The 18,689-nt window shown below is 71.3% G+C and carries 23 protein-coding genes; 5 read left to right on the top strand and 18 right to left on the bottom strand.

Features of this window, described 5'->3' with window-relative positions; translation table 11 throughout:
• The first annotated feature begins 146 nt into the window (after positions 1-146).
• Positions 147-941, top strand: coding sequence for an undecaprenyl-diphosphate phosphatase (locus ACF3M1_RS16150; protein WP_394002363.1), 795 nt, complete (start codon positions 147-149; stop codon positions 939-941).
• Positions 942-1,539: 598 nt separating this feature from the next.
• Here the strand turns inward: ACF3M1_RS16150 and ACF3M1_RS16155 are convergent.
• From ACF3M1_RS16155 to ACF3M1_RS16165, 3 genes are all read right to left on the bottom strand, one after another.
• A complete protein-coding gene (locus ACF3M1_RS16155) occupies positions 1,540-2,823 on the bottom strand; it encodes an RNA polymerase sigma factor (RefSeq protein ID WP_394005308.1) in 1,284 nt (427 codons plus the stop codon).
• Positions 2,824-2,927: 104 nt separating this feature from the next.
• Entirely contained in the window at positions 2,928-3,335 is a 408-nt protein-coding gene (locus ACF3M1_RS16160; RefSeq protein ID WP_394002365.1) for a VOC family protein, read from the bottom strand.
• The gene (locus ACF3M1_RS16165) at positions 3,332-3,772 is read right to left on the bottom strand and encodes a VOC family protein (protein WP_394002367.1); all 441 of its coding nucleotides are present in this window, start codon (positions 3,770-3,772) and stop codon (positions 3,332-3,334) included. Before ACF3M1_RS16165 ends, ACF3M1_RS16160 begins: the two co-directional genes overlap by 4 nt.
• Before the next feature lie 153 nt (positions 3,773-3,925).
• Between ACF3M1_RS16165 and ACF3M1_RS16170 the strand changes: the two genes are divergently transcribed.
• Entirely contained in the window at positions 3,926-4,747 is an 822-nt protein-coding gene (locus tag ACF3M1_RS16170; protein WP_394002369.1) for a DUF4377 domain-containing protein, read from the top strand.
• A gap of 55 nt (positions 4,748-4,802) precedes the next feature.
• Here the strand turns inward: ACF3M1_RS16170 and ACF3M1_RS16175 are convergent, their stop codons facing one another.
• From ACF3M1_RS16175 to arsH, 15 genes are all read right to left on the bottom strand, one after another.
• Positions 4,803-5,420, bottom strand: a complete 618-nt coding sequence (locus ACF3M1_RS16175; protein WP_394002371.1) for a YbhB/YbcL family Raf kinase inhibitor-like protein — start codon at positions 5,418-5,420, stop codon at positions 4,803-4,805.
• Positions 5,421-5,445: 25 nt separating this feature from the next.
• Positions 5,446-7,515 (bottom strand): tetratricopeptide repeat protein, encoded by a 2,070-nt coding sequence (locus tag ACF3M1_RS16180; RefSeq protein ID WP_394002373.1) that lies wholly within the window; start codon positions 7,513-7,515, stop codon positions 5,446-5,448.
• Positions 7,516-7,589: 74 nt separating this feature from the next.
• On the bottom strand, positions 7,590-8,702 hold the full coding sequence (locus tag ACF3M1_RS16185; protein ID WP_394002375.1) for a YheT family hydrolase: 1,113 nt from the start codon (positions 8,700-8,702) through the stop codon (positions 7,590-7,592).
• The gene (locus tag ACF3M1_RS16190; RefSeq protein ID WP_394002377.1) at positions 8,699-9,499 is read right to left on the bottom strand and encodes a lysophospholipid acyltransferase family protein; all 801 of its coding nucleotides are present in this window, start codon (positions 9,497-9,499) and stop codon (positions 8,699-8,701) included. The genes ACF3M1_RS16185 and ACF3M1_RS16190 overlap by 4 nt, the downstream gene beginning before the upstream one ends.
• A gap of 55 nt (positions 9,500-9,554) precedes the next feature.
• Positions 9,555-9,971, bottom strand: a complete 417-nt coding sequence (locus ACF3M1_RS16195; protein ID WP_394002379.1) for a hotdog fold thioesterase — start codon at positions 9,969-9,971, stop codon at positions 9,555-9,557.
• 310 nt (positions 9,972-10,281) lie between these two features.
• Complete coding sequence (locus tag ACF3M1_RS16200) at positions 10,282-10,419, bottom strand: hypothetical protein (protein WP_394002381.1); 138 nt, start codon at positions 10,417-10,419, stop codon at positions 10,282-10,284.
• A gap of 32 nt (positions 10,420-10,451) precedes the next feature.
• Positions 10,452-10,631 (bottom strand): hypothetical protein, encoded by a 180-nt coding sequence (locus tag ACF3M1_RS16205; RefSeq protein ID WP_394002383.1) that lies wholly within the window; start codon positions 10,629-10,631, stop codon positions 10,452-10,454.
• 31 nt (positions 10,632-10,662) lie between these two features.
• The gene (locus tag ACF3M1_RS16210; protein WP_394002385.1) at positions 10,663-10,812 is read right to left on the bottom strand and encodes a hypothetical protein; all 150 of its coding nucleotides are present in this window, start codon (positions 10,810-10,812) and stop codon (positions 10,663-10,665) included.
• Between the two features lie 585 nt (positions 10,813-11,397).
• Positions 11,398-12,507, bottom strand: a complete 1,110-nt coding sequence (locus tag ACF3M1_RS16215; RefSeq protein ID WP_394002386.1) for a VacJ family lipoprotein — start codon at positions 12,505-12,507, stop codon at positions 11,398-11,400.
• A 51-nt stretch (positions 12,508-12,558) separates the two neighbouring features.
• Positions 12,559-12,849: a lipid asymmetry maintenance protein MlaB gene (locus tag ACF3M1_RS16220; protein ID WP_394002388.1), complete on the bottom strand. Its 291-nt coding sequence runs from the start codon at positions 12,847-12,849 to the stop codon at positions 12,559-12,561.
• On the bottom strand, positions 12,846-13,511 hold the full coding sequence (locus ACF3M1_RS16225) for a phospholipid-binding protein MlaC (RefSeq protein ID WP_394002390.1): 666 nt from the start codon (positions 13,509-13,511) through the stop codon (positions 12,846-12,848). Before ACF3M1_RS16225 ends, ACF3M1_RS16220 begins: the two co-directional genes overlap by 4 nt.
• Positions 13,508-14,062 (bottom strand): outer membrane lipid asymmetry maintenance protein MlaD, encoded by a 555-nt coding sequence (gene mlaD / locus ACF3M1_RS16230; protein WP_394002392.1) that lies wholly within the window; start codon positions 14,060-14,062, stop codon positions 13,508-13,510. The genes ACF3M1_RS16225 and mlaD overlap by 4 nt, the downstream gene beginning before the upstream one ends.
• 78 nt (positions 14,063-14,140) lie before the next feature.
• Positions 14,141-14,884 (bottom strand): MlaE family lipid ABC transporter permease subunit, encoded by a 744-nt coding sequence (locus ACF3M1_RS16235; RefSeq protein ID WP_394002394.1) that lies wholly within the window; start codon positions 14,882-14,884, stop codon positions 14,141-14,143.
• 118 nt (positions 14,885-15,002) lie between these two features.
• Positions 15,003-15,800 carry an ABC transporter ATP-binding protein gene (locus ACF3M1_RS16240; RefSeq protein WP_394002396.1) on the bottom strand — a complete coding sequence of 266 codons (798 nt, stop codon included), beginning with the start codon at positions 15,798-15,800 and terminating at the stop codon, positions 15,003-15,005.
• A 205-nt stretch (positions 15,801-16,005) separates the two neighbouring features.
• Positions 16,006-16,737, bottom strand: a complete 732-nt coding sequence (arsH, locus tag ACF3M1_RS16245) for an arsenical resistance protein ArsH (protein ID WP_394002398.1) — start codon at positions 16,735-16,737, stop codon at positions 16,006-16,008.
• 23 nt (positions 16,738-16,760) lie between these two features.
• Between arsH and ACF3M1_RS16250 the strand changes: the two genes are divergently transcribed.
• From ACF3M1_RS16250 to arsB, 3 genes are read left to right on the top strand one after another with little or no spacing between them, the layout of a single operon-like run.
• Positions 16,761-17,084, top strand: coding sequence for an ArsR/SmtB family transcription factor (locus tag ACF3M1_RS16250; RefSeq protein ID WP_394005309.1), 324 nt, complete (start codon positions 16,761-16,763; stop codon positions 17,082-17,084).
• A 36-nt stretch (positions 17,085-17,120) separates the two neighbouring features.
• A complete protein-coding gene (locus tag ACF3M1_RS16255) occupies positions 17,121-17,612 on the top strand; it encodes an arsenate reductase ArsC (RefSeq protein ID WP_394002400.1) in 492 nt (163 codons plus the stop codon).
• Positions 17,609-18,676 carry an ACR3 family arsenite efflux transporter gene (arsB, locus tag ACF3M1_RS16260; protein ID WP_394002402.1) on the top strand — a complete coding sequence of 356 codons (1,068 nt, stop codon included), beginning with the start codon at positions 17,609-17,611 and terminating at the stop codon, positions 18,674-18,676. Before ACF3M1_RS16255 ends, arsB begins: the two co-directional genes overlap by 4 nt.
• Positions 18,677-18,689 lie beyond the last annotated feature (13 nt).

Genomic DNA, 18,689 nt, shown 5'->3' on the forward strand with positions numbered 1-18,689 from the left:
GGCAACGCCGAGCGGACCGGGGCAGCACCCGCTCGGCGAATGGCACGTTTTAAGCGGTTGACGATGCGGGACAACGGGCGTCGGGTTTGGTCGTCCTGTGACCCGGCGCGTATCCTTGCCTGCTTCCCTGTTGTCCGCGAGTCGACGTGTCCGACCCGATCTCCGCCCTGCTGCTCGGCATCATCGAGGGCATCACCGAATTCCTGCCGATCTCCAGCACCGGACATCTGCTGATCGCCCAGCACTGGCTCGGCGCGCGTTCGGACTTCTTCAACATCGTCATCCAGGCCGGCGCGATCGTCGCGATCACGCTGGTGTTCCGCCAGCGCATCTGGTCGCTGACCACGGGCTTGGGCGACGCTGCCAACCGCAACTACGCGATGAAGATCGCCGCGGCCTTCCTGGTCACCGCGCTGCTCGGCCTGCCGGTGCGCATGGCCGGCTGGGAGCTGCCCGAGACCGTGACCCCGGTCGCCTGGGCGCTGATCATCGGCGGCATCTGGATGATCGTGGCCGAGCGCCTGTCCGAGCGCCGCACGGGCGTGGCCGACGTCACCTGGACGGTGGCGATGCTGGTCGGCGTGGCCCAGGTCGTGGCCGGCGTGTTTCCCGGCACATCGCGCTCGGCCGCAGCGATCTTCATCGCGATGCTCGCCGGCCTGAGCAAGCGCTCGGCGGCGACGGAATTCGTATTCCTGGTGGGTATTCCGACGATGTTCGCCGCCAGTGCCTACGCGTTCCTCGAGCTGTGGCTCGACCAGGGCCTCGGCGAGGAAGCCTGGGGCGACGTGGCGATCGCGTTCGTCGCGGCGATGGTCACCGGCTTCATCGTGGTCAAGTGGCTGCTCGGCTTCATCAAGCAGCACCGCTTCACCGGCTTCGCGGTGTACCGCATCGCGCTCGGCGCCGGCCTGTTGCTGCTGATGCCGTCGGGCACCTGAGCGGCCTCGCGTTCCTGATCCCGCTTGTGCCGTCGCGCACCTCACCCGCCTCAGTTCTGTAGGGGCGCTCGCGCGTGATGCCGCTGGCCCGGTCATGCCCGATCGCGCGCAAGCGCGCTCCTGCACAGAGCGGCGTTCGATGGCGGATTCAATCGCAACCGGTGCCCTGCGACCGGTCGCCCTACGTTGCGCGAGCACCCTGTTCGTGCGGAATCCAAGCCGGGCCCGACACGGCCGAACGCGCTCGGCGCTAGCCCGTCGCGCATGCCGTCGCGCACCCGGCCCGCGTCCGTAGGAGCGCGCTCGTGCGCGATCGGGGCTCGCCGGCAATGCCCATCGCGCGCAAGCGCGCTCCTACAGGGGAATCACACGTCAGCCGCGGCCTGCGGCCGCGCGTGCGCTAGCCAGCCCTGTTTGCGTGGGTCGCGCGCCAGGGCCGCGGCATGGTCGAACGCGCGCGCGGCGCTGACCTGCTGTTGATGCCGTCGGGCGACTGACGGCCCCGGCCCACGTCTGTAGGAGCGCGCGCGCGCCTGCAGGCAACCGCGCGTCAGCCGCGTGCTGCGGCCGCGCGTCAGCCGCGTGCTGCGGCCGCGCGTCAGCCGCGTGCTGCGGCCGCGCGGCAGGCCGCGGCGCGTTGCGCCAGCCAGCCCTGTTCGCGTGGGTTGCGGGCCAGGGCCGCGGCGTGGTCGAACGCGTGCGCGGCCTCCGTGTGCCGGGCGAGCTTGGCCAGCAGATCGCCGCGGACGCCGGGCAGCAGGTGGTACTCCGCGAGCTCCGGCGCCTGCATCAAGGCCTCGACCAGGGGCAGCGCGGCGGCCGGCCCGTCGGCCATCCCGACCGCCACCGCGCGGTTGAGCGCGACCACCGGCGAGCCGTCGAGCGCGAGCAGGCGGTCGTAAGCCGCGACGATGCGCGGCCAGTCGGTGTCCTCGGCGCGCGCGGCGCGGGCGTGGCAGGCGGCGATCGCGGCCTGCAGTTCATAGGCCGCCGGCGACGCGGCCCCACGGACCGTCGCCGCACGTGCGAGCGACGCCAGGCCGGCGTCGATCAGGGCCCGGTCCCAGAGGCCGCGGTCCTGGTCGGGCAGCAGGACCGGCGCGCCGTCGGCGTCGGTACGCGCGGCCAGCCGCGAGGCCTGCAACTCCATCAATGCGAGCAGGCCATGGACCTCGGCCTCGCCCGGCAGCAGACCCGCCAGCACGCGGCCGAGCCGGACCGCCTCGGCGCACAGGTCGCGGCGCGCCCAGTCGTCGCCACTGCTGGCGGCGTGGCCCTCGTTGAAGACCAGGTAGATCACCTGCAGCACCGAGCCGAGCCGCTCGGGCAGCGCCTCGCGCGCGGGCACCTCGAACGGCGCACCGCTGCGTGCGAGCGTGCGCTTGGCCCGCACGATGCGCTGGGCGATCGTCGCTTCGGGCAGCAGGAATGCGCGCGCGATCTCGTCGGTCGTCAGGCCGCCGATCAGGCGCAGGGTCAGCGCGACCCGCGCGGCACCGGACAGCACCGGATGGCAGGCGACGAACACCAGCCGCAGCACATCGTCGTCGATGGCGCCGTCGCGCACCGCCTCGGCCCGTGCCTCGGCATCGCGCTGGGCCTGCTCGATCGCGTGCACCAGCGCCGCGTGGTGGGTGTCGGCCATGCGGCTATGCCGGAGCCGGTCGATGCCGCGTCGGCGCGCCGTGGTCATCAGCCATGCGCCGGGGTTGTCGGGCACGCCGGTCCGCGGCCAGGTCTCGAGCGCGGCAACGAGTGCGTCCTGGGCCAGCTCTTCGGCCAGATGCAGGTCGCGCACCACGCGCATCAGACCGCCGACGATCTTCGGCATCTCCTCGCGCCACAGGGCGTCGATCGTCTGGTGGGTATCGGGCCGGCGCATCGACGGCGATGACACCACCAGCGCCTGCGCGGGGCAAGCCGGTGCCCGCACGCGGGCGTGCGGACGACCTGCCTGGCCGGGCGGCGCGCGGCATGGGACGCGGCTCACGCGCCCGGGAACGCGTCCGGATCCATCGCCATGACCTCCCACAGGTGGCCATCGGGATCCTCGAACCCGTGCTGGTACATGAAGCCGTGATCCACCGCCGCCTCCGGCACGCCGGCGCCCGCGGCGCGCGCCCGGGCCACCATCGCATCGACCGCCGCGCGGTCGGGCTGCGACAGGCACAGGATCGCCTCGGTGCAGCTGCGATCACAGACCGTCTTGCGGGTGAAGGTCTGGAAGAACGGCCGCACCAGCAGCATCACGAAGATGTCGTCGCTGACGATCATGCAGGTCGCGTTCTCGTCGGTGAACCGGGCATCGAAGGCGAATCCGAGCGCGGTGAAGAAGGCCACGCTGCGCGCGAGGTCGTCCACCGGCAGGTTCACGTAGATCTGCGGGCGGCTCACGGCGCCTGCTCCGCCGTGCCGGCGTCGCCACAGGCGCGGGCGTGCAGCACCATCCAGCCTGTGCCGAAGCGGTCGACCAGCATGCCGAAGCGGTCGGCGAAGAAGCTCGGCGCCATCGGCACGCGGACCACACCGCCGTCGGCCAGCGCAGCGAACACGCGCTCGGCCTCGGCATTGCTGTCGACGCCCAGATTGACGAAGGCATGCGGCGCATCCGGCAGCGGCATGCCGGGCGGTACGTCCGAGGCCATCAGCGGGATGCCGCCCAGATCGAGGCAGGCATGCATGATCCGGCCGGCGGCGCCGGGCGCACCCGCGCCCTCGGGCGCGTCGTCGTAGCGCATCAGCTCGGGTGCCGGGGTACCCAGGATGCGGGCATAGGCGGCGAGTGCGTCGGCACAGCTGCCGTCGAAGTACAGGTAGGGGGCGATGCGCATGCGATGTCTCCAGGTCGCACCCGGGCGGGTGCGTTCTCCGGGACGACGATGCCGGGGGGCCGGAATCGACAACCGGATACTGCCCACATGCCGTGGTCGACCCCGTCGTTACCCTTGGGACGTTCGTTCCCCCGGACCCACGAGGACATCCCCATGCGCCGAGCCCTGCCGTTGCTGCTTCCCTTCGCCCTGATCGCCTGCGCGCCGGCCACGCCGCCAGCCGATCCCGCCACCGCCCCGACCTCCGCGCCGGCGGCCCTGCCCGACGCCGCCACCGCCGACCATGCCGCAACGCTGGGCGCCTACCACTGGCGCCTGGTGGATGCCCGAGACGGTGCCGGTGCACGTATCGACGCGCTGCTCGCCGAAGGCGGCGCGCCGCTGCAGCTGGATTTCCGCGACGGCGGCGTGTCGGTGTCCAACGCCTGCAACCGGATCAACGCCAGCGTGACGCTGGACGACGACCGTCTCGAGGTCGGCCCCGCGGTCTCCACCCAGATGGCCTGCATGGACGAGCGTCTGGCCGGCCTCGAGCGCGCGATCGGAGAGCGACTGCCGGGCACGCACCGCATCGCGATCGTGCCGGGCGACGCACCGCGTCTGACCCTGCAGACGGACGGCGGCGACGTGCTGCAGTTCGACGGCGCGCCGACGCCCGCCACCCGCTACGGCAGCGCCGGCGAGCAGGTGTTCCTGGAAATCGCCCCCGAGCGCGTGGCCTGCAACCACCCGCTGATCCCGGAGCAGCGCTGCCTGCAGGTGCGTCCCGTGCGCTACGACGAGGCCGGCGTGCGCCAGCCGGGCGACGCCGCGTGGGCGCCGCTGTACCAGGCGATCGAAGGCTTCGAGCACGAGGACGGCACGCGCAACGTGCTGCGCGTGCAGCGCTTCGACGTGGCCGACCCGCCGGCCGACGCCCCGTCGCAGGCGTATGTGCTGGACATGGTGGTCGAATCGGAGAACGCGCGGCTCTGACGCCGACGCGCTTCCGGGGCCAGTCCCGCGCACCTGCCGGCGCGCGGGACCGCGGTCAGGCCGGCCGGGCCTCCGGGTGCAGCGCGTAACTGCCCCAGACACTCGCCTCGGCCAGCACATGGCCCTGCATCGCCCGCTGCACGTCGCCGGCGGTGAACCGCTCGGGCAGTTCGAGCTGCGCCACGTCGAGCGCGAACAGGCGGAAGAAATACCGGTGCGTGCGCAGGTCGTTCGGCGGCGGGTACGGACCGTCGTAGCCGAACCAGTCGCCGGCCATGTCCGGATCACCGGCGAACCAGCCGGTGTAGTCGTTGAGCCCCTGGCGCGCACCCGCCGGCCCGGGCGGCGTGCGCTTGCCGCCCTGGGTCACGCCGTCGCTGGCAGTGCCTGCGTCGATGCTGCGCAGGTCGGCGGCGAGATCGGCCATCGCCCAGTGCACGAACGGCCCGCGCGGGTGCTCGACCGGGATCTCGACACCGGCCTTGCCGGCCAGCGAGGGGTCGGTGGGCGCATCGGGGTCGATGCACAACAGCGCGAACGAGCGCGTGCCTTCGGGCACGTCGTCCCAGGCGAGGTGCGGATTGCGGTTGCCGCCGAAGCCATCCGGCGTGCCGGCGGCATAGGTGGCCGGAATCGGCTGACCGGGTTCGAAGCTGTCACTGTGGATACGCATGTCGTCTCCCGTGGCGGTGGCGGAATCAGTCCCGTGGATATCCCAGGCGCACGGCCACCGGCGTCAACGCGCCGATGGCCGCCGGCATGGCCTGGATGTAGTTGCGCCAGTGGCCGACCGGGAAACGGTCCTGGCCGAGGGCGTCGAGCGGCGGGGCCGGGAAATCGGTGATGCCGAGTGCCTCACCCAGCGACGCGGCGAGCGCTGCGGGATCGGCGGCCGGCGCATCGGTGCGCACCAGGGTGTGCGGCACGAGATCCTGTTCGACGATCTCGGCCAGCTGGCCGAGATGGCGCGCGAGCCACGCCGCGGCGCGATCGGCGCTGTCGATGCGCAGCGTCAACTGCGTGCCGAACGCCAACCAGTCGAGCAGCATGTCGCGCGGATCGCGTATCGCCAGCAGCAGGCGCGCGTTGGGCAGCTCGGTGCGCAGCACCGAGACCCAGGCGTTGTCCCACCACGGCAGCCAGTCGACGATCGCGCCCTGCGTCACGCCGCGCGCCTCGAACTGCGCCCGCCAGCCCTCGACGACGTGCGCGCCGGTGAAGTCGCCGGCCACGAAACGCGCCGGGGTCGCGGTGCTCTGGAACGCATCCGGCACGCCGCCGGCGAAGCGGTCGCTGCGGAACACCGGGATCATCCGGTCCAGCACCGCCGCGATGCGGTCGGCATTGGCGCCGGGACCGCCGTAGAGGAACACCGCCGGCGGCTGCGCCGGATCGGCGTCCGCCCGCGCGGGCCATTCGGCGGGCGGCGGCGTGGGCTCGGGCGCGACGCCGGTCGCGGCGCTCGATTCGACGCTGACCGCGGACCACGTTGCCGCGGCGTCGGCATGGCGTCCCGCCGCGTCCTGGGCCATGCCGATCCAGCGGTGCAGCATCGGCCGGGCGGCCTCGTGCGCCGTCGGCAGCAGGCCTTCGGCGAACGCGATCGCGGCCTCGGCATCGCGCGCCAGCAGGCGGTTGAACTGGAATTCGTTGGCGACCGCGTGTCCGGGCTGCAGCGCGGTGATCACCCGCGATGCGGCTTCGGCGGCGTCGTGGTCGCCGGTGCCGGCGTGGTGGGTCAGCCGCGCCTGCAGCGCCGGCACGTGATCCGGCCGCGCGTCGTTCCAGCGCTCGACCACCGCGCCGGCCGCCGCGCTGCCGAACGGCTCGAACGCCAGGCGCGACAGCCACAGGTGATCGGCCTCGGGTGCGGTCTCCAGCGCGCGATCGATCGCCTCGCGTGCTTCGTCGGCGGCGCCGGTGGTGCTCCACAGGCCCACCAGGGCCTCGGTCGTGCGCCGCGACTGCGGCATCGCCTCGAACGCCGCGCGCAGCAGCGGCAGCGCGCGTTCCGGGCGACCGGCGCGCAGCTCCAGCTCGCCGCCGATGGTCTGCCAGGCCGGCGAGGTCTGGGCCGGGTCGGCGTTGAGCTCGGCGATCATGTCGGCGGCTTCGCCCGGGCGGCCCTGCTCGAGCACGATGCGCGCCAGCAGCCCGCGCAGCTGCGCCTGGCCGGTGGTCTCGAGCACACGCCGGAACGACTGCTCGGCGAACGCCAGATGGCCACGGGCGAGATAGGCGAACGCCAGCGCGTTGAGCACCTGCAGGTCCTCGGGCGCGCGCTCCGAGGCGTCGGCCAGCAGCGCGAGCGCGCGGTCGTGGTCGCCGCGGCGCGAGGCCAGCGTGCCTTCGACCATCGTCGTCCACGGATGGTCCGGCGCGACGCGCGCGGCGAGTTTGTGCTGGCGCTCGGCTTCGTCGAGATCACTGCGGCCGATCGCCAGCTGCGCCTGCATCACGTAGGCACCGAACTGGTTGGGGTCGAGCGCGACGCTCTGCGACAGCGCCGACAGCGCCGCCTCGACGTCGCGGGTGTCGAGCAGCATGCCGGCGCGCTGGAAATGTAGGTCGGCGTCGTCGGGCGCGAGCGCCAGCGCGGCGTCGAGCGCGGTGCGTGCGCCGTCGCGGTCACCAGCGGCGCGCAGCGCCATCGCCAGCAGCCGCTGCGCGGCGGCGTCCTGGGGCGCGTCGGCCACGGCCTGGCGCGCGAGATCCACCGCTTCGTCGTGGGCGCCGCGGCGCAGGGCGTCGAGAATCCTGTCTTGCATCGTGTCTGCTGCCGGCGCGGGGCCGTCCGTCGGGATGGCCGGCCATTGTAGCGAGCGCGGCCGTGGCGTCCGGATCAGGCGCCGGTCGGGTTGGCGTGGATCGCCGCGGCCAGGCGCGTGCGGATGCCCGATTCGCGTGCGGCATCGGCATGTGTCGCCAGCCGCGCGGTCACCCAGCCCTCGGCGAAGCCGTCGAGCCGCGCATCGAGCAGAAAGCCGCAGTGGCCACCCCAGCGGCTCAGCTCCACCCGGGCATGGCCGGGCAGCGCGAGCGCGTGGAATTCGTCGAGCGGGATCACCGGATCGTCGGCCGCCATCAGGATGTCGGCCGGCACCTGCAGCGCCGCGAGCCGATCGCCTGCGATCGAATAGCCGTCGAAATACCGGTCGATCGAGCCGAAATCGGTATGCGCGTGCACCAGCCAGTCGGTGAGTTCGCGCATGCCCAGCTTCAGCGTCGCGTCGTCGAAGGTGTGCTGCTGCGGGAACAGTTCGCGCTTCCGCCGCAGCGACGCCCGCCAGGTGCGCTCGAAGTGGCGCAGATACAGGCGGTGTCCGCGCTCCATGTAGAGCATCGTGCGTGCCGGATCGATGACCGGACACACCGCCGCCACGCCGGCCAGCTGCAGGCCCGCGGCCGGCGCACGCAGGCCCAGGCGCAGCGCGAAGTTGCCGCCCAGCGAATACCCGGCGGCGACCATCGGCCCGGACGGGAACCGCCGCGCGACATCGACCGCGGCGTGGACCACCTCGTCGATGCGGTTGGAATGGAAGATCGCCTCGTTGAGATGGTGGCTGCCGCCGTGATCACGGAAATTCAGCCGGAATACCTCGAAGCCGCGCTCGAGCATGCAGGCCGCGGTCAGACGCATGTAGCTCGATTCGGTGCTGCCCTCCCAGCCGTGCAGCAGCAATGCCAGCCCGCGCGGTGCCGCCCCCGGCAACACGCTGTGCAGGCCGTGCAGTCGCACGCCGTCGCCGCCGTCGACCAGATGCTCGGTGGTCACCGCGCCGGTGGCGGCCAGGCGCTCCGCGCCGTGCCGGCGACGCCAGGGGCTGCTGGCGAGCACGGTCTGCACGTGCGGGCTGCGCAGCCACAGTGGCGGTGCGTAGTCGCTGCCGCCGACGCGCGCGTCGTCCGCCCACGTCGCGGCTGCATCCGTCGGCGACGGACGCGCCGGCGTCATCCCACCGGCCCCAGTTCGGCGACGATGCGCTCGCGCGAGACGTCGGCGATGCGCCGTCGGCCCTCGGTGTTACCGGGCAGGATCGGCTCGAGGAACACCACCTCGGCCGGTCGCACCGGCTCGCCGAGCAGGCGCAGGATGTTGGCGAAGAACGATTCGCGCTCGCCGAACGCGACCGTGCTCTGCGCCGCGCCGTCGACGCCGTAGCGCAGCGCGACCGGCTGCACCGCGACGTTGGCCTCCACCGCGGCCAGGAAGATCCGCGCATGGAACGGTCCGACGTGGTCCCCGCCGCGCGTGCGGCCTTCCGGAAATACGCCGACCCCGCGACCGCTGCGCAGCCGGGCGACCATCTCCTGCAGCACGCCGCCCAGCGATTCCTGGCTGCCGCGCTGGTGGAAGATCGTCTCGCCGCGCCCGGCCAGCCAGCCGACCAGCGGCCAGCCGGCGATCTCGCGCTTGGCGACGAAGCCCATCATCCGCTGGCTGTGCAGCGCCGAGATGTCGATCCAGCTCACGTGGTTGGCGACGAACAGCACCGCCCCCGGCAACGGCGTGCCGAGCCGACGCAGGCGGAAGCCGAAGATCCACATCAGCCCGCCCTGCCACCAGCGGATCGCGCGGTGGCCGGGCGCTTCACCCGTCCAGCGACGGCCGGCGAGCGCGGGCATGCCCAGCAGCAGCACCACCGGCAGGTGCACGCACATGTGCCACAGCAGCATCGGCACGCGGACCACATAGCGCAGCGCGCGCGCGGACGTGCCGCCGGACGCGGCGGAAGCGGGGAGAGACGTCATGCAGGCACGATACCGAAAGCCGACAGGCGTCGGCTAGCGAAATGAATACGCGGCCTCACGGTTTCGGGATCACCGCGAGTGTCAGGCGTGAGACGCAGACCGCCCGCCCGCGCGCATCCTCGATGCGGATGTCCCAGACCTGGGTGCTGCGCCCGACGTGCAGCGCGCGCGCCGTGCCGGTGACCAGGCCGCTGCGCACGCCACGCAGGTGATTGGCGTTGATTTCGATGCCGACCACGCCGTAGCCGTCCGGCGCGGCCAGGCCGCCGCCGGTGCTGCCGAGCGTTTCGGCCAGCAGCGCCGACGCACCGCCGTGCAGCAGGCCATAGGGCTGATGGGTGCGTGCATCCACCGGCATCGTCGCGCGCAGGTAATCGGCGCCGATCTCGGTGAAGACGATGCCGAGCGCGGCGATCGCGGTCTCGGCCGACATGGCATTGAGCTGGTCGACCGTGGTGTCGTTGCGGAACATGCGGCGCGGATCCGGTGCGGGAGGCGCGACAGCTTAAAACGATGCGCCCCGCGGAAGGCGCCGGTCGGAACCCGGCGTCGCCGACGGCGTCGGACCGAAGACGCGCGTCGCGAACCCGGTGGACGCGGAACCACGGTGCGCGGGTCGCCCTCAGCGAGGACAGGCGCGCATCGCCTCTACGGAACGCGGTCTGGCGGCGCGCAGACCTGGTGCGTGCGGCTGCGCAGCAGCGGCGACGACGGTGGCAGTGGCGAAATTGGACGGACCTGGCATGACAGGACGCCTCACGGCGCGGATGACGCCGCCGCACTCAGACCAGGCGGAACCGGGCCGGGAACGAGGAGGCCGTGGCACCGGTCCGGCGCTCGACCGCACCGTGCCGGAACAGGCGCGGCGTCGGCAGGACGGTGATCGGCGCAAGACGGGGTGTGGCGGACGGGCTGGACATCGGACGGCTCCTCGAAAGCAGCGTGCGTGGGATCAGACGACGTGGAAGCGGCTGGGCAGCGTGCCGGCCGCGTAGCGCGGGCGGACGTAGCCATCGGCGCGTGCCGACGTCGCGAGACGGACGGCGTGGGCCTGGAGGCGGCGACCGGTCACCGCATCGACGGCGGGAAGGCGGGCGGCGGCGGCGTGGACGATGGCGTGCATGCGGTTCATGGCGATGGATCCTCGGGAAGTCGTGGGGAGGTCAGACGACGCGGAAGCGGGCGGGCACCGACGGGCGGCTGTAGCTGCGCGGCGCGGCGTATCCGCTGCTGCGGCCGTAGCCGGTGCCGAAGCTGCGGGCACGCGGGGTCAGGTCGAGGGCGCGGGGGGCGGTGGTGGTCTGGGTCTGCATGGCGGGTCTCCTGGGTGGCTGTGCTTTGGTGTGTTGGTAGACTACAACACCACCGTTCGATAACACCAGGTGCCGAAGGTCATATCCGCTGTATTCATTTCGTTTGTTCACTGATCATTCATTTAACGCCGCGTTTTCAGCGTGCGCTGTGCTGGACGGTCCGTTCGTTTCCGCGGATCCGCGACGTCTCGATCGCGACCGGATCTGCGCCAACGCAAGCGACCGGCGTTGCCACGACGCCGCGGCAACGCGTCCGGTCGTCATCGAGTACCGGCGACGCACGCCGCGCTCCCCGGTAGGCGCGCGCTTGCGCGCGAAGAGGCGATCCCGGTGAAGCCCGATCGCACGCAATCGCGCGCCTACACGGCGACGATGTGAGCCGAAGCGATCCGCATTGCCACGACGCCGCCGGCAACACGCCCGGTTCTCATCGAATACCGGCACAGCACGCCGCGCTCCCCCTGTAGGAGCGCGCTTGCGCGCGAGAGGCTGTACCGGCAAGGCCTGATCGCGCGCGAGCGCACGCCTGCCGGGCAAAAAAAAGCCCCGCGGTCGCGGGGCTTCGATGGGGACACTCGACGCCGCTCAGGGCGGCGTGGGCACGCCGGGGATCACCGGCATCACGTCGACCGGCACCGTGGGCATCGCGTCGTCCTCGAACAGATAGTCGGGCAGATCGTTCTCCTCGTCGTGCTGCCGGCGCACCGACTCGATCTGGTAGGCGCGCCGCTGCATCCAGGCGTCGCGGATCAGCGCGTATTCGTCGGTCGCGCCCTCGCGCATGCTGTCGAGCGCGAACAGCCGCGTGCGCAGGTCCACCAGCTGCAGCCCCTGCAGGCCGTAGCGCCATTCGTCGTCACCGATCTGGCGCATCGGCGACAGCGGCGCGTCGCCGACCAGGCCGAAGCCGTCGCGCAGCGTCCGCGGGCCGAACAGCGGCAGCTCGACATAGCGCGAATTCCGCCAGCCCCAGACGCCGAGGGTCTGGCCGAAATCGGCGTCGCGATGCGGAATGTTGGCGTCCGACGCCGGGTCGAAGATGCCACCGATGCCGAGCGTGCTGTTGACGACGAACCGGCCCAGCGACTGCCCCGCCGCCTTCGGGCGGCCCTGCAGCAGCGCATTCACGGCGCTGACCGGCTGGCCGAGGTTGCTGAAGAAGTTGGTCACGCCCAGCCGCACCGGGCGCGGCACCACCTTGACGTAGGCGCGGGCCAGCGGCGTCGCGATCGCGCGGTCGACGGCGCTGTTGAACGCGAACACGCGCCGGTTGAGCGGCTCCCACGGGTCGTAGCTGCGCGGCATCTGCGCCGCTTCGGGCAGCGTCGGATCGTAGACCGGGTCGTAGATGTCGGTGCCGTACAGCGCCGCGTAGTCGAGTTCGGCCTGGGTCGGCGCGCCGTCGACCGGGGTGCCATCGGCCGGGGTGGCGTCGCCGGCCACGCGCGCGGCATCGTCGAAGGCCTCGATGACCGCGCCCGTATCGGGCGGGGCGGCCGTGTCCGCAGCGTCCGCAGCGGCGGCCGAGGGCACGTCCAGCGGCGCAGGCGCGCCGGCGTCCGTCGCCGGTTCCGCGGTGTCGGCGGCGATCGGCGGCGGCACGCGGTCATGGGTTGCGCCGGTGCCGGCGCAGCCGGCGAGTGCCGCCGCGGCGAGCAGCGGCACCAGCAGGCGGATCGATACGGGATTGGACATCGTCATGGTCCGTTGGAGTCCGCGCGGGCGCGGATGTGGCGACGGCCGGCCTCAGGCCGACACGTAGCCCAGCGTCGGGGTCAGCCGGTAGGCGCGGCACAGTTCGGCCAGGCCGGGCGGCGTGCCGTCGACCGCCAGCGTGCCGTCATTGGACAGCTCCGCCAACAGCGCCAGGCCGGCACTGTCGAGCGTGGTCACGGCCCGCAGGTCGAGTCGCGCCACGCCCGCACGCAACGGGCGTGCCGCCGTCCACAGCCCCGGCACGGACGCGGCCGACACCGCGCCGGCGAACGCCAGCGCGTCGCCGTCCCGGCGAACAGTGGCCGCGGCCGGCGTGGTCACTCGGCGGTGGCCTGGATCTGGCCGCTGCGCAGTTCGCGGGCGACGTCCGGAATCGACTTGCGCTGCAACTGGGGGTCGAACTGGTCGCGGAACGTACGCACGAACGACACGCCCTCCACCATCACGTCGAACACCTTCCAGGTGCCGCCGCTCTGGCGCATCAGGTAATCGACCGGAATCGGCTCGCCGCCGCTGCGCAGCAGTTCGCTCGACACGCGCACGCCCAAGCCGCGCGGCAGCGGCGTCTCGGACTTGATGCGCACGCGCAGCTGGGTGTTGAAGTCCAGCAGCGACGAGCCGTAACGGCGCATCAGGTTTTCGGCCAGCGCATCGCCGAACAGCTTGACGTCGGCATCGGCCGCGCCGCGGGCATGCCGGCCCAGCACCTGGCGGGCGGCGTAGTCACGGTCGAACATCTGGTCGAACTCGCCGGTGATGAAGCGCTGCAGCGCGGCGCGGTCACGGGTGAATTCGCCGCGGCGCGATTCCAGCGTCTTGAGCACACGCTCGCTGTTGGCCAGCACCAGCTGGCTCGGCGCGCCGGCCTGGGCCGTGGCGGCGGCAGGCGTGGCGGCCTGCTGGGCGAACGCGGCGCCGGGCAGCGCGAGCGCAGCCACGAGGGCCAGAGGCAGTGCGCGGGTCATCAGGGGGATGCGGATCATGGAACGACTCCTTCGTCATGGGGGGGCGCGTCGGGGGACGCGGTGTCGGACGGGGCGTCCTCCGACGGTGCGGCGCCGGCGTCATTGCCGCCGCCGCTGAACATGTACCGGCCGACCATCTGGATCAGGTCGACCGCCGGCGAGGTGAACGCGATCTCCTCGCCCGGCTGCAGCGATTCCATGTCGCCACCGGGCGACAGGCCGACGTAGCTCTCACCGAGCAGGCCACCGGTGAGGATCGCGGCCGAGGTGTCGACCGGGATCTCGTCGAAGCGGTTCTCCACCGCCAGCGTCACGATCGAATCGAAGCGCACCGGATCGAGGTCGACCTTGGTCACGCGGCCGATGGTCACGCCGCCGATCTTGACCGGCGCGTTCGGCCGCAGCTGGCCCAGATTGGTGAAGCGCGCCGTCAGCTCGTAGGTGCCGCCGCGCGAGAAACCGAACTGACCATTAGTCGATGCCATCGCCAGCACCAGCAGCGACGCGAGCGCCAGCAGCAGGAACGCACCGACGGCGAACTCGAGACGGGGACCACGGGCGCTTGTCATGGGTGTCACCTTTGCAGCGGACCGCCGACGGGGCGGTGAATGGAATGGACGCGGTTCAGGGCCGCGCGCAACGAACGGTCAGCGGAACAGGAACGCCGACATCACGAAATTGAACATCAGCACCAGCAGCGAGGCGTTGACCACGGCGCGCGTGGTGGCGACCGAGGTGCCCTCGATCGTCGGCTCGGCGTGGTAGCCGACGTACGAGGCGACCAGCGCCGCGGTGCCGCCGAACACCGCCGACTTGACGAACGCGATGAGGAAATCGCCGCGGAAGTCGACCGCGTCCTGCATCGTCTGCCAGAACATGCCGTTGTCGATGCCGAGGATCTGCACCGCCTGGAACCAGCTCGCCGACAGCGCCAGGCTGCAGAACAGCGCGGTCAGCAGCGGCACGCAGATCACCGCCGCCCAGAACCGCGGCGCCACGGTCTTGGCCACCGGATCGATCGCCATCAGGCCGAGCGCGGTGATCTGGTCGGTCGCGCGCATCAGGCCGAGTTCGGCGGCGATCGAGCTGCCGGCGCGGCCGATGAACAGCAGCGCGGTCAGCACCGGCGCCAGTTCGCGGTACAGGCCCAGGCCGATCAGCACGCTGACCTGGTTGCTGGCGCCGTAGGTTTCCAGCGCGCGGTAGCCCAGCAGCGTCAGCGACAGGCCGACAAACGCGCCGCCGACCGCGATGATCGGCAAGGAGCGGCCGCCGATCTTGTAGATCTCGCGCAACAACTCGGAGAAGAAGTCGGCGGTCGGCTTGGATGCGGCGAACACCGACAGCGAGAACAGGCCGGCGCGGCCGAGCGAGCGGATTGCAGCGCTCATCGCGGATATCCCCTGTAGGAGCGGCGCTGGTGCTTGCATCCCCGTTTCGGGGACGCGTGAAACGCGTTCCCGATCAAGCCATTCGCGACCGAGGTCGCTCCTACACAACACCAACGCATCACGCGGCCTCCGTGCGGGCAGTGAGGTCGCCGCGGTCGAACGCGATCGGCCCATCGGGCGCGCCGCGCAGGAACTGCTGCACCAGCGGATCGGTCGACGCCTCGAGTTCGCCCGGCGTACCGGCGAAGACGATGCGGCCGTTGGCGATGACGACCGCGTGGTCGGCGATCGGCAGCGTCTCGTGGACGTGGTGAGTGACGATGATGCTGGTCAGGCCGAGCGAGGCGTTGAGCCGCGCGATCAGACTCATGATCACGCCCGAGGCGATCGGGTCCAGCCCGGTCAGCGGCTCGTCGTAGATCATCAGCGGCGGGTCCAGCGCCAGCGCGCGGGCCAGCGCGACGCGGCGCGCCATGCCGCCCGACAGCTCGCGCGGATACAGATCGCCGGCCGTGCGCAGGCCCACGGCCTGCAGCTTCATCGCGACCAGACGCGCGATCACCGGCTTCGGCAACCTGGTGTGCAGGCGCAGCGGCAGGGCGATGTTCTCGCCTGCGGTCAGGTCGGTCAGCAGGCCGTTGCCCTGCAGCAGCACGCCGATGCTCTTGCGCAGCTCGAGCAGGTCGCGCGTGCGCGTCGGCACCCGCTGGCCGAACACGTCCACCGTGCCCGCCGCCGGCACCAGTTCGCCGGTCAGCGCCGAGAGCAGCGTCGACTTGCCGGAGCCCGACGGCCCCAGCACCGCGGTCACGCTGCCGCGCGGCACCGACAGGTCGATGCCGGACAGCACGGTGCGTCCGCCGCGGTCGAGGCGGACATCACGCAGCAGCACGGCAGGGGCGTTAGCGTCGGGCATTCGGGAGTCGATACGGAAACGGCGGGACGAAGGTTGCGCGGCAGGGCCGGCGCGAAACCCGCAGAGCATGGCGAAAACAAACTGAATCTTAACCCAGTCGGTGAACTGGTGAGTACAGAAATTGTCCCGATCCCGGGTTTGAGCGTCCCGCGCCCCGCCCGCCCGTCGCCCCGACGCGCGCGGTCACGCGCACCCGGTCAGCGCCTCATACCGCGCCGGCGCGTGCCGCCAGCGCCGCGGTCGCCGCGTCCGCGACCCGCTCGCTGTAGCGGTCGGTCAGCAGATCGCTGTGGTCGCGCACCAGCCAGGTGAACTTCACCAGTTCCTCCATGACGTCGACCACGCGGTCGTAGTACGCCGACGGCTTCATGCGCCCGGCCTCGTCGAATTCCTGCCAGGCCTTGGGCACCGAGGACTGGTTGGGGATCGTCACCATGCGCATCCACCGGCCGAGCAGGCGCAGCGCATTGACCACGTTGAACGATTGCGAGCCGCCGCAGACCTGCAATACCGCCAGCGTGCGGCCCTGGGTGGGGCGCATGCCGCCGCTTTCCAGCGGCAGCCAGTCGATCTGGTTCTTGAACACCGCGGTCGGCGCGCCGTGGCGCTCCGGGCTCACCCAGACATGGGCTTCCGACCACATCGACAGCGCGCGCAGCTCCTGCACCTTGGGATGGGTGGCCGGCACCGAATCGAGCATCGGCAGCTCGTGCGGATCGAACAGCCGGGTGTCGGCGCCGAACAGTTCGAGCAGGCGCTGCGCCTCCAGCGCCAGCTTGCGGCTGTAGGACTCCGGTCGCAGCGAGCCGTAGAGGATCAGGATGCGCGGCGGATGGCCGTCGGCCGGCACGCCGAGTGCAGCCGGGTCGATGGGCGTGAACGCGGTGGGATCGAGATTGGGCAGATCGGGGGCCATCGGGCGACTTGTGACCGTCATAAATGTTCGACTATTCTAGAAACATGGAAAATAAAGCCGCAACCTCCGCACTCGCCGCGCTCGGCCAGGACACGCGCCTGTCTGTGTTCCGGCTGCTGGTGCGGGCCGGTCGCGCCGGCAAGCTGGCCGGCGACATCGCCGAGGCGCTGGCGCTGCCCGGCGCCACGCTGTCCTTCCACCTCAAGGCACTGACCGCCGCCGGACTGGTGAGCGGCGAGCAGAGCGGCCGGACCATCCGCTACCGCGCCGATTTCGATGCGATGAACGCACTGGTCGGCTACCTCACCGAGAACTGCTGTGCCGACGACGCGGGCGACTGCGCGCCGTCCGCTGCCTGCGGGCCCTGATCCATTCCGTTACGCAATCCACCCGAGAGCCGACCCATGACCCGACGCGTCCTGTTCCTGTGCACCGGCAATTCCGCCCGCAGCGTGCTGGCCGAAGCCACCCTCCGCGCCTGGGGCGTGGGCCGCTACGAGGCCTACAGCGCCGGCAGCCAGCCGGCCGGCCAGGTGAACCCGTTCGCGATTGCCCAGCTCGAGCGCGAGGGCTTTCCCACCGACAACCTGCGCAGCAAGTCCTGGGACGAGTTCTCGGCCGAAACCGCCGCACCGATGGACCTGATCGTCACCGTCTGCGACAGCGCGGCGGGTGAGAGCTGCCCGATCGTCCACGGCGATTTCGTGCGCGTGCACTGGGGCCTGTTCGATCCCGCCGCGGTGACCGGCAGCGACGCCGACAAGCGCGCGGCGTTCGCCGAGGCCCACGCGATCATCCAGAAGCGCATGCGCGCGTTTCTCGACATCCGCGACGACGTCTGGGCCGACAAGGCCGCGGTCAAGGCGTTGCTCGAACCGATCGACGACGTCGGATGAGCACGCCCGCGCTTGCGCCCGCACCGGGGCGCCTGTCGTTCCTCGACCGCTGGCTCACGCTGTGGATCTTCGCGGCGATGGCGCTGGGCATCGCGCTCGGCACGCTGTTCGACGGCCTGCCGGACGGATTGAACGCGCTGAGCTGGGGCAGCACCAATATCCCGATCGCGATCGGCCTGATCCTGATGATGTATCCGCCGCTGGCCAAGGTGCGCTATGCGGAACTGCCGAACGTGTTCCGCGACAAGCGCGTGCTGGCGCTGTCGCTGGTGCAGAACTGGCTGATCGGGCCGTTCCTGATGTTCGGGCTGGCAGTGCTGTTCCTGCGCGACTACCCGGAATACATGACCGGCCTGATCCTGATCGGCCTGGCCCGCTGCATCGCGATGGTGCTGGTGTGGAACCAGCTGGCCCGCGGCGACAACCAGTACGTCGCCGGCCTGGTCGCGTTCAACTCGGTGTTCCAGATCCTGTTCTTCAGCGCGTACGCCTGGTTCTTCCTGAGCTGGCTGCCGCCGGTGTTCGGGCTGGAAGGCAGCGTCATCGACGTCAGCATCTGGACCATTGCGCAGGCGGTGCTGGTGTATCTGGGCATCCCGTTCCTCGCGGGGTATCTCACCCGGCGCTGGTTGGTGAAATCGAAAGGCGAGGCCTGGTACGAGACGCGCTTCCTCCCGAAGATCAGCCCGATCACGCTGGCCGCGCTGCTGTTCACCATCGTCGCGATGTTCAGCCTCAAGGGCGCCGACGTGGTGCGGATTCCGATGGACGTAGTGCGCATCGCGATTCCGTTGACGCTGTATTTCCTGATCCAGTTCGTCATCAGCTTCTGGATGGGCAAGCTGATCGCGAAGGACTATCCGCGCACGACGGCCATCGCGTTCACCGCGGCCGGCAACAACTTCGAGCTGGCGATCGCGGTGGCCATCGCGGCGTTCGGTCTCGCTTCACCGGTCGCGTTCGCGGCGGTCATCGGGCCGCTGGTCGAAGTGCCGGTGTTGATTCTTCTGGTGCACGTGGCGCTGTGGATGCAGCGCCGCTGGTTCGGCGGCGCACCCGCCTGATTGCGCATCGGCA

Source organism: Luteimonas sp. WGS1318 (assembly GCF_043187535.1).
GTDB lineage: Bacteria > Pseudomonadota > Gammaproteobacteria > Xanthomonadales > Xanthomonadaceae > Luteimonas.

Bases quoted from the DNA above. Each gene is read 5' to 3' on its own strand.
- ACF3M1_RS16180 (WP_394002373.1), bottom strand. From the start codon at position 7,515: ATGCAAGACAGGATTCTCGACGCCCTGCGCCGCGGCGCCCACGACGAA.
- ACF3M1_RS16240 (WP_394002396.1), bottom strand. From the start codon at position 15,800: ATGCCCGACGCTAACGCCCCTGCCGTGCTGCTGCGTGATGTCCGCCTC.
- ACF3M1_RS16195 (WP_394002379.1), bottom strand. From the start codon at position 9,971: ATGTTCCGCAACGACACCACGGTCGACCAGCTCAATGCCATGTCGGCC.
- ACF3M1_RS16185 (WP_394002375.1), bottom strand. From the start codon at position 8,702: ATGACGCCGGCGCGTCCGTCGCCGACGGATGCAGCCGCGACGTGGGCG.
- mlaD (WP_394002392.1), bottom strand. From the start codon at position 14,062: ATGACAAGCGCCCGTGGTCCCCGTCTCGAGTTCGCCGTCGGTGCGTTC.
- ACF3M1_RS16255 (WP_394002400.1), top strand. From the start codon at position 17,121: ATGACCCGACGCGTCCTGTTCCTGTGCACCGGCAATTCCGCCCGCAGC.
- ACF3M1_RS16165 (WP_394002367.1), bottom strand. From the start codon at position 3,772: ATGCGCATCGCCCCCTACCTGTACTTCGACGGCAGCTGTGCCGACGCA.
- ACF3M1_RS16250 (WP_394005309.1), top strand. From the start codon at position 16,761: ATGGAAAATAAAGCCGCAACCTCCGCACTCGCCGCGCTCGGCCAGGAC.
- ACF3M1_RS16170 (WP_394002369.1), top strand. From the start codon at position 3,926: ATGCGCCGAGCCCTGCCGTTGCTGCTTCCCTTCGCCCTGATCGCCTGC.
- ACF3M1_RS16190 (WP_394002377.1), bottom strand. From the start codon at position 9,499: ATGACGTCTCTCCCCGCTTCCGCCGCGTCCGGCGGCACGTCCGCGCGC.
- ACF3M1_RS16215 (WP_394002386.1), bottom strand. From the start codon at position 12,507: ATGTCCAATCCCGTATCGATCCGCCTGCTGGTGCCGCTGCTCGCCGCG.
- ACF3M1_RS16175 (WP_394002371.1), bottom strand. From the start codon at position 5,420: ATGCGTATCCACAGTGACAGCTTCGAACCCGGTCAGCCGATTCCGGCC.
- arsB (WP_394002402.1), top strand. From the start codon at position 17,609: ATGAGCACGCCCGCGCTTGCGCCCGCACCGGGGCGCCTGTCGTTCCTC.
- ACF3M1_RS16225 (WP_394002390.1), bottom strand. From the start codon at position 13,511: ATGATCCGCATCCCCCTGATGACCCGCGCACTGCCTCTGGCCCTCGTG.
- ACF3M1_RS16205 (WP_394002383.1), bottom strand. From the start codon at position 10,631: ATGAACCGCATGCACGCCATCGTCCACGCCGCCGCCGCCCGCCTTCCC.
- ACF3M1_RS16200 (WP_394002381.1), bottom strand. From the start codon at position 10,419: ATGTCCAGCCCGTCCGCCACACCCCGTCTTGCGCCGATCACCGTCCTG.
- ACF3M1_RS16210 (WP_394002385.1), bottom strand. From the start codon at position 10,812: ATGCAGACCCAGACCACCACCGCCCCCCGCGCCCTCGACCTGACCCCG.
- ACF3M1_RS16235 (WP_394002394.1), bottom strand. From the start codon at position 14,884: ATGAGCGCTGCAATCCGCTCGCTCGGCCGCGCCGGCCTGTTCTCGCTG.
- arsH (WP_394002398.1), bottom strand. From the start codon at position 16,737: ATGACGGTCACAAGTCGCCCGATGGCCCCCGATCTGCCCAATCTCGAT.
- ACF3M1_RS16155 (WP_394005308.1), bottom strand. From the start codon at position 2,823: ATGCGCCGGCCCGATACCCACCAGACGATCGACGCCCTGTGGCGCGAG.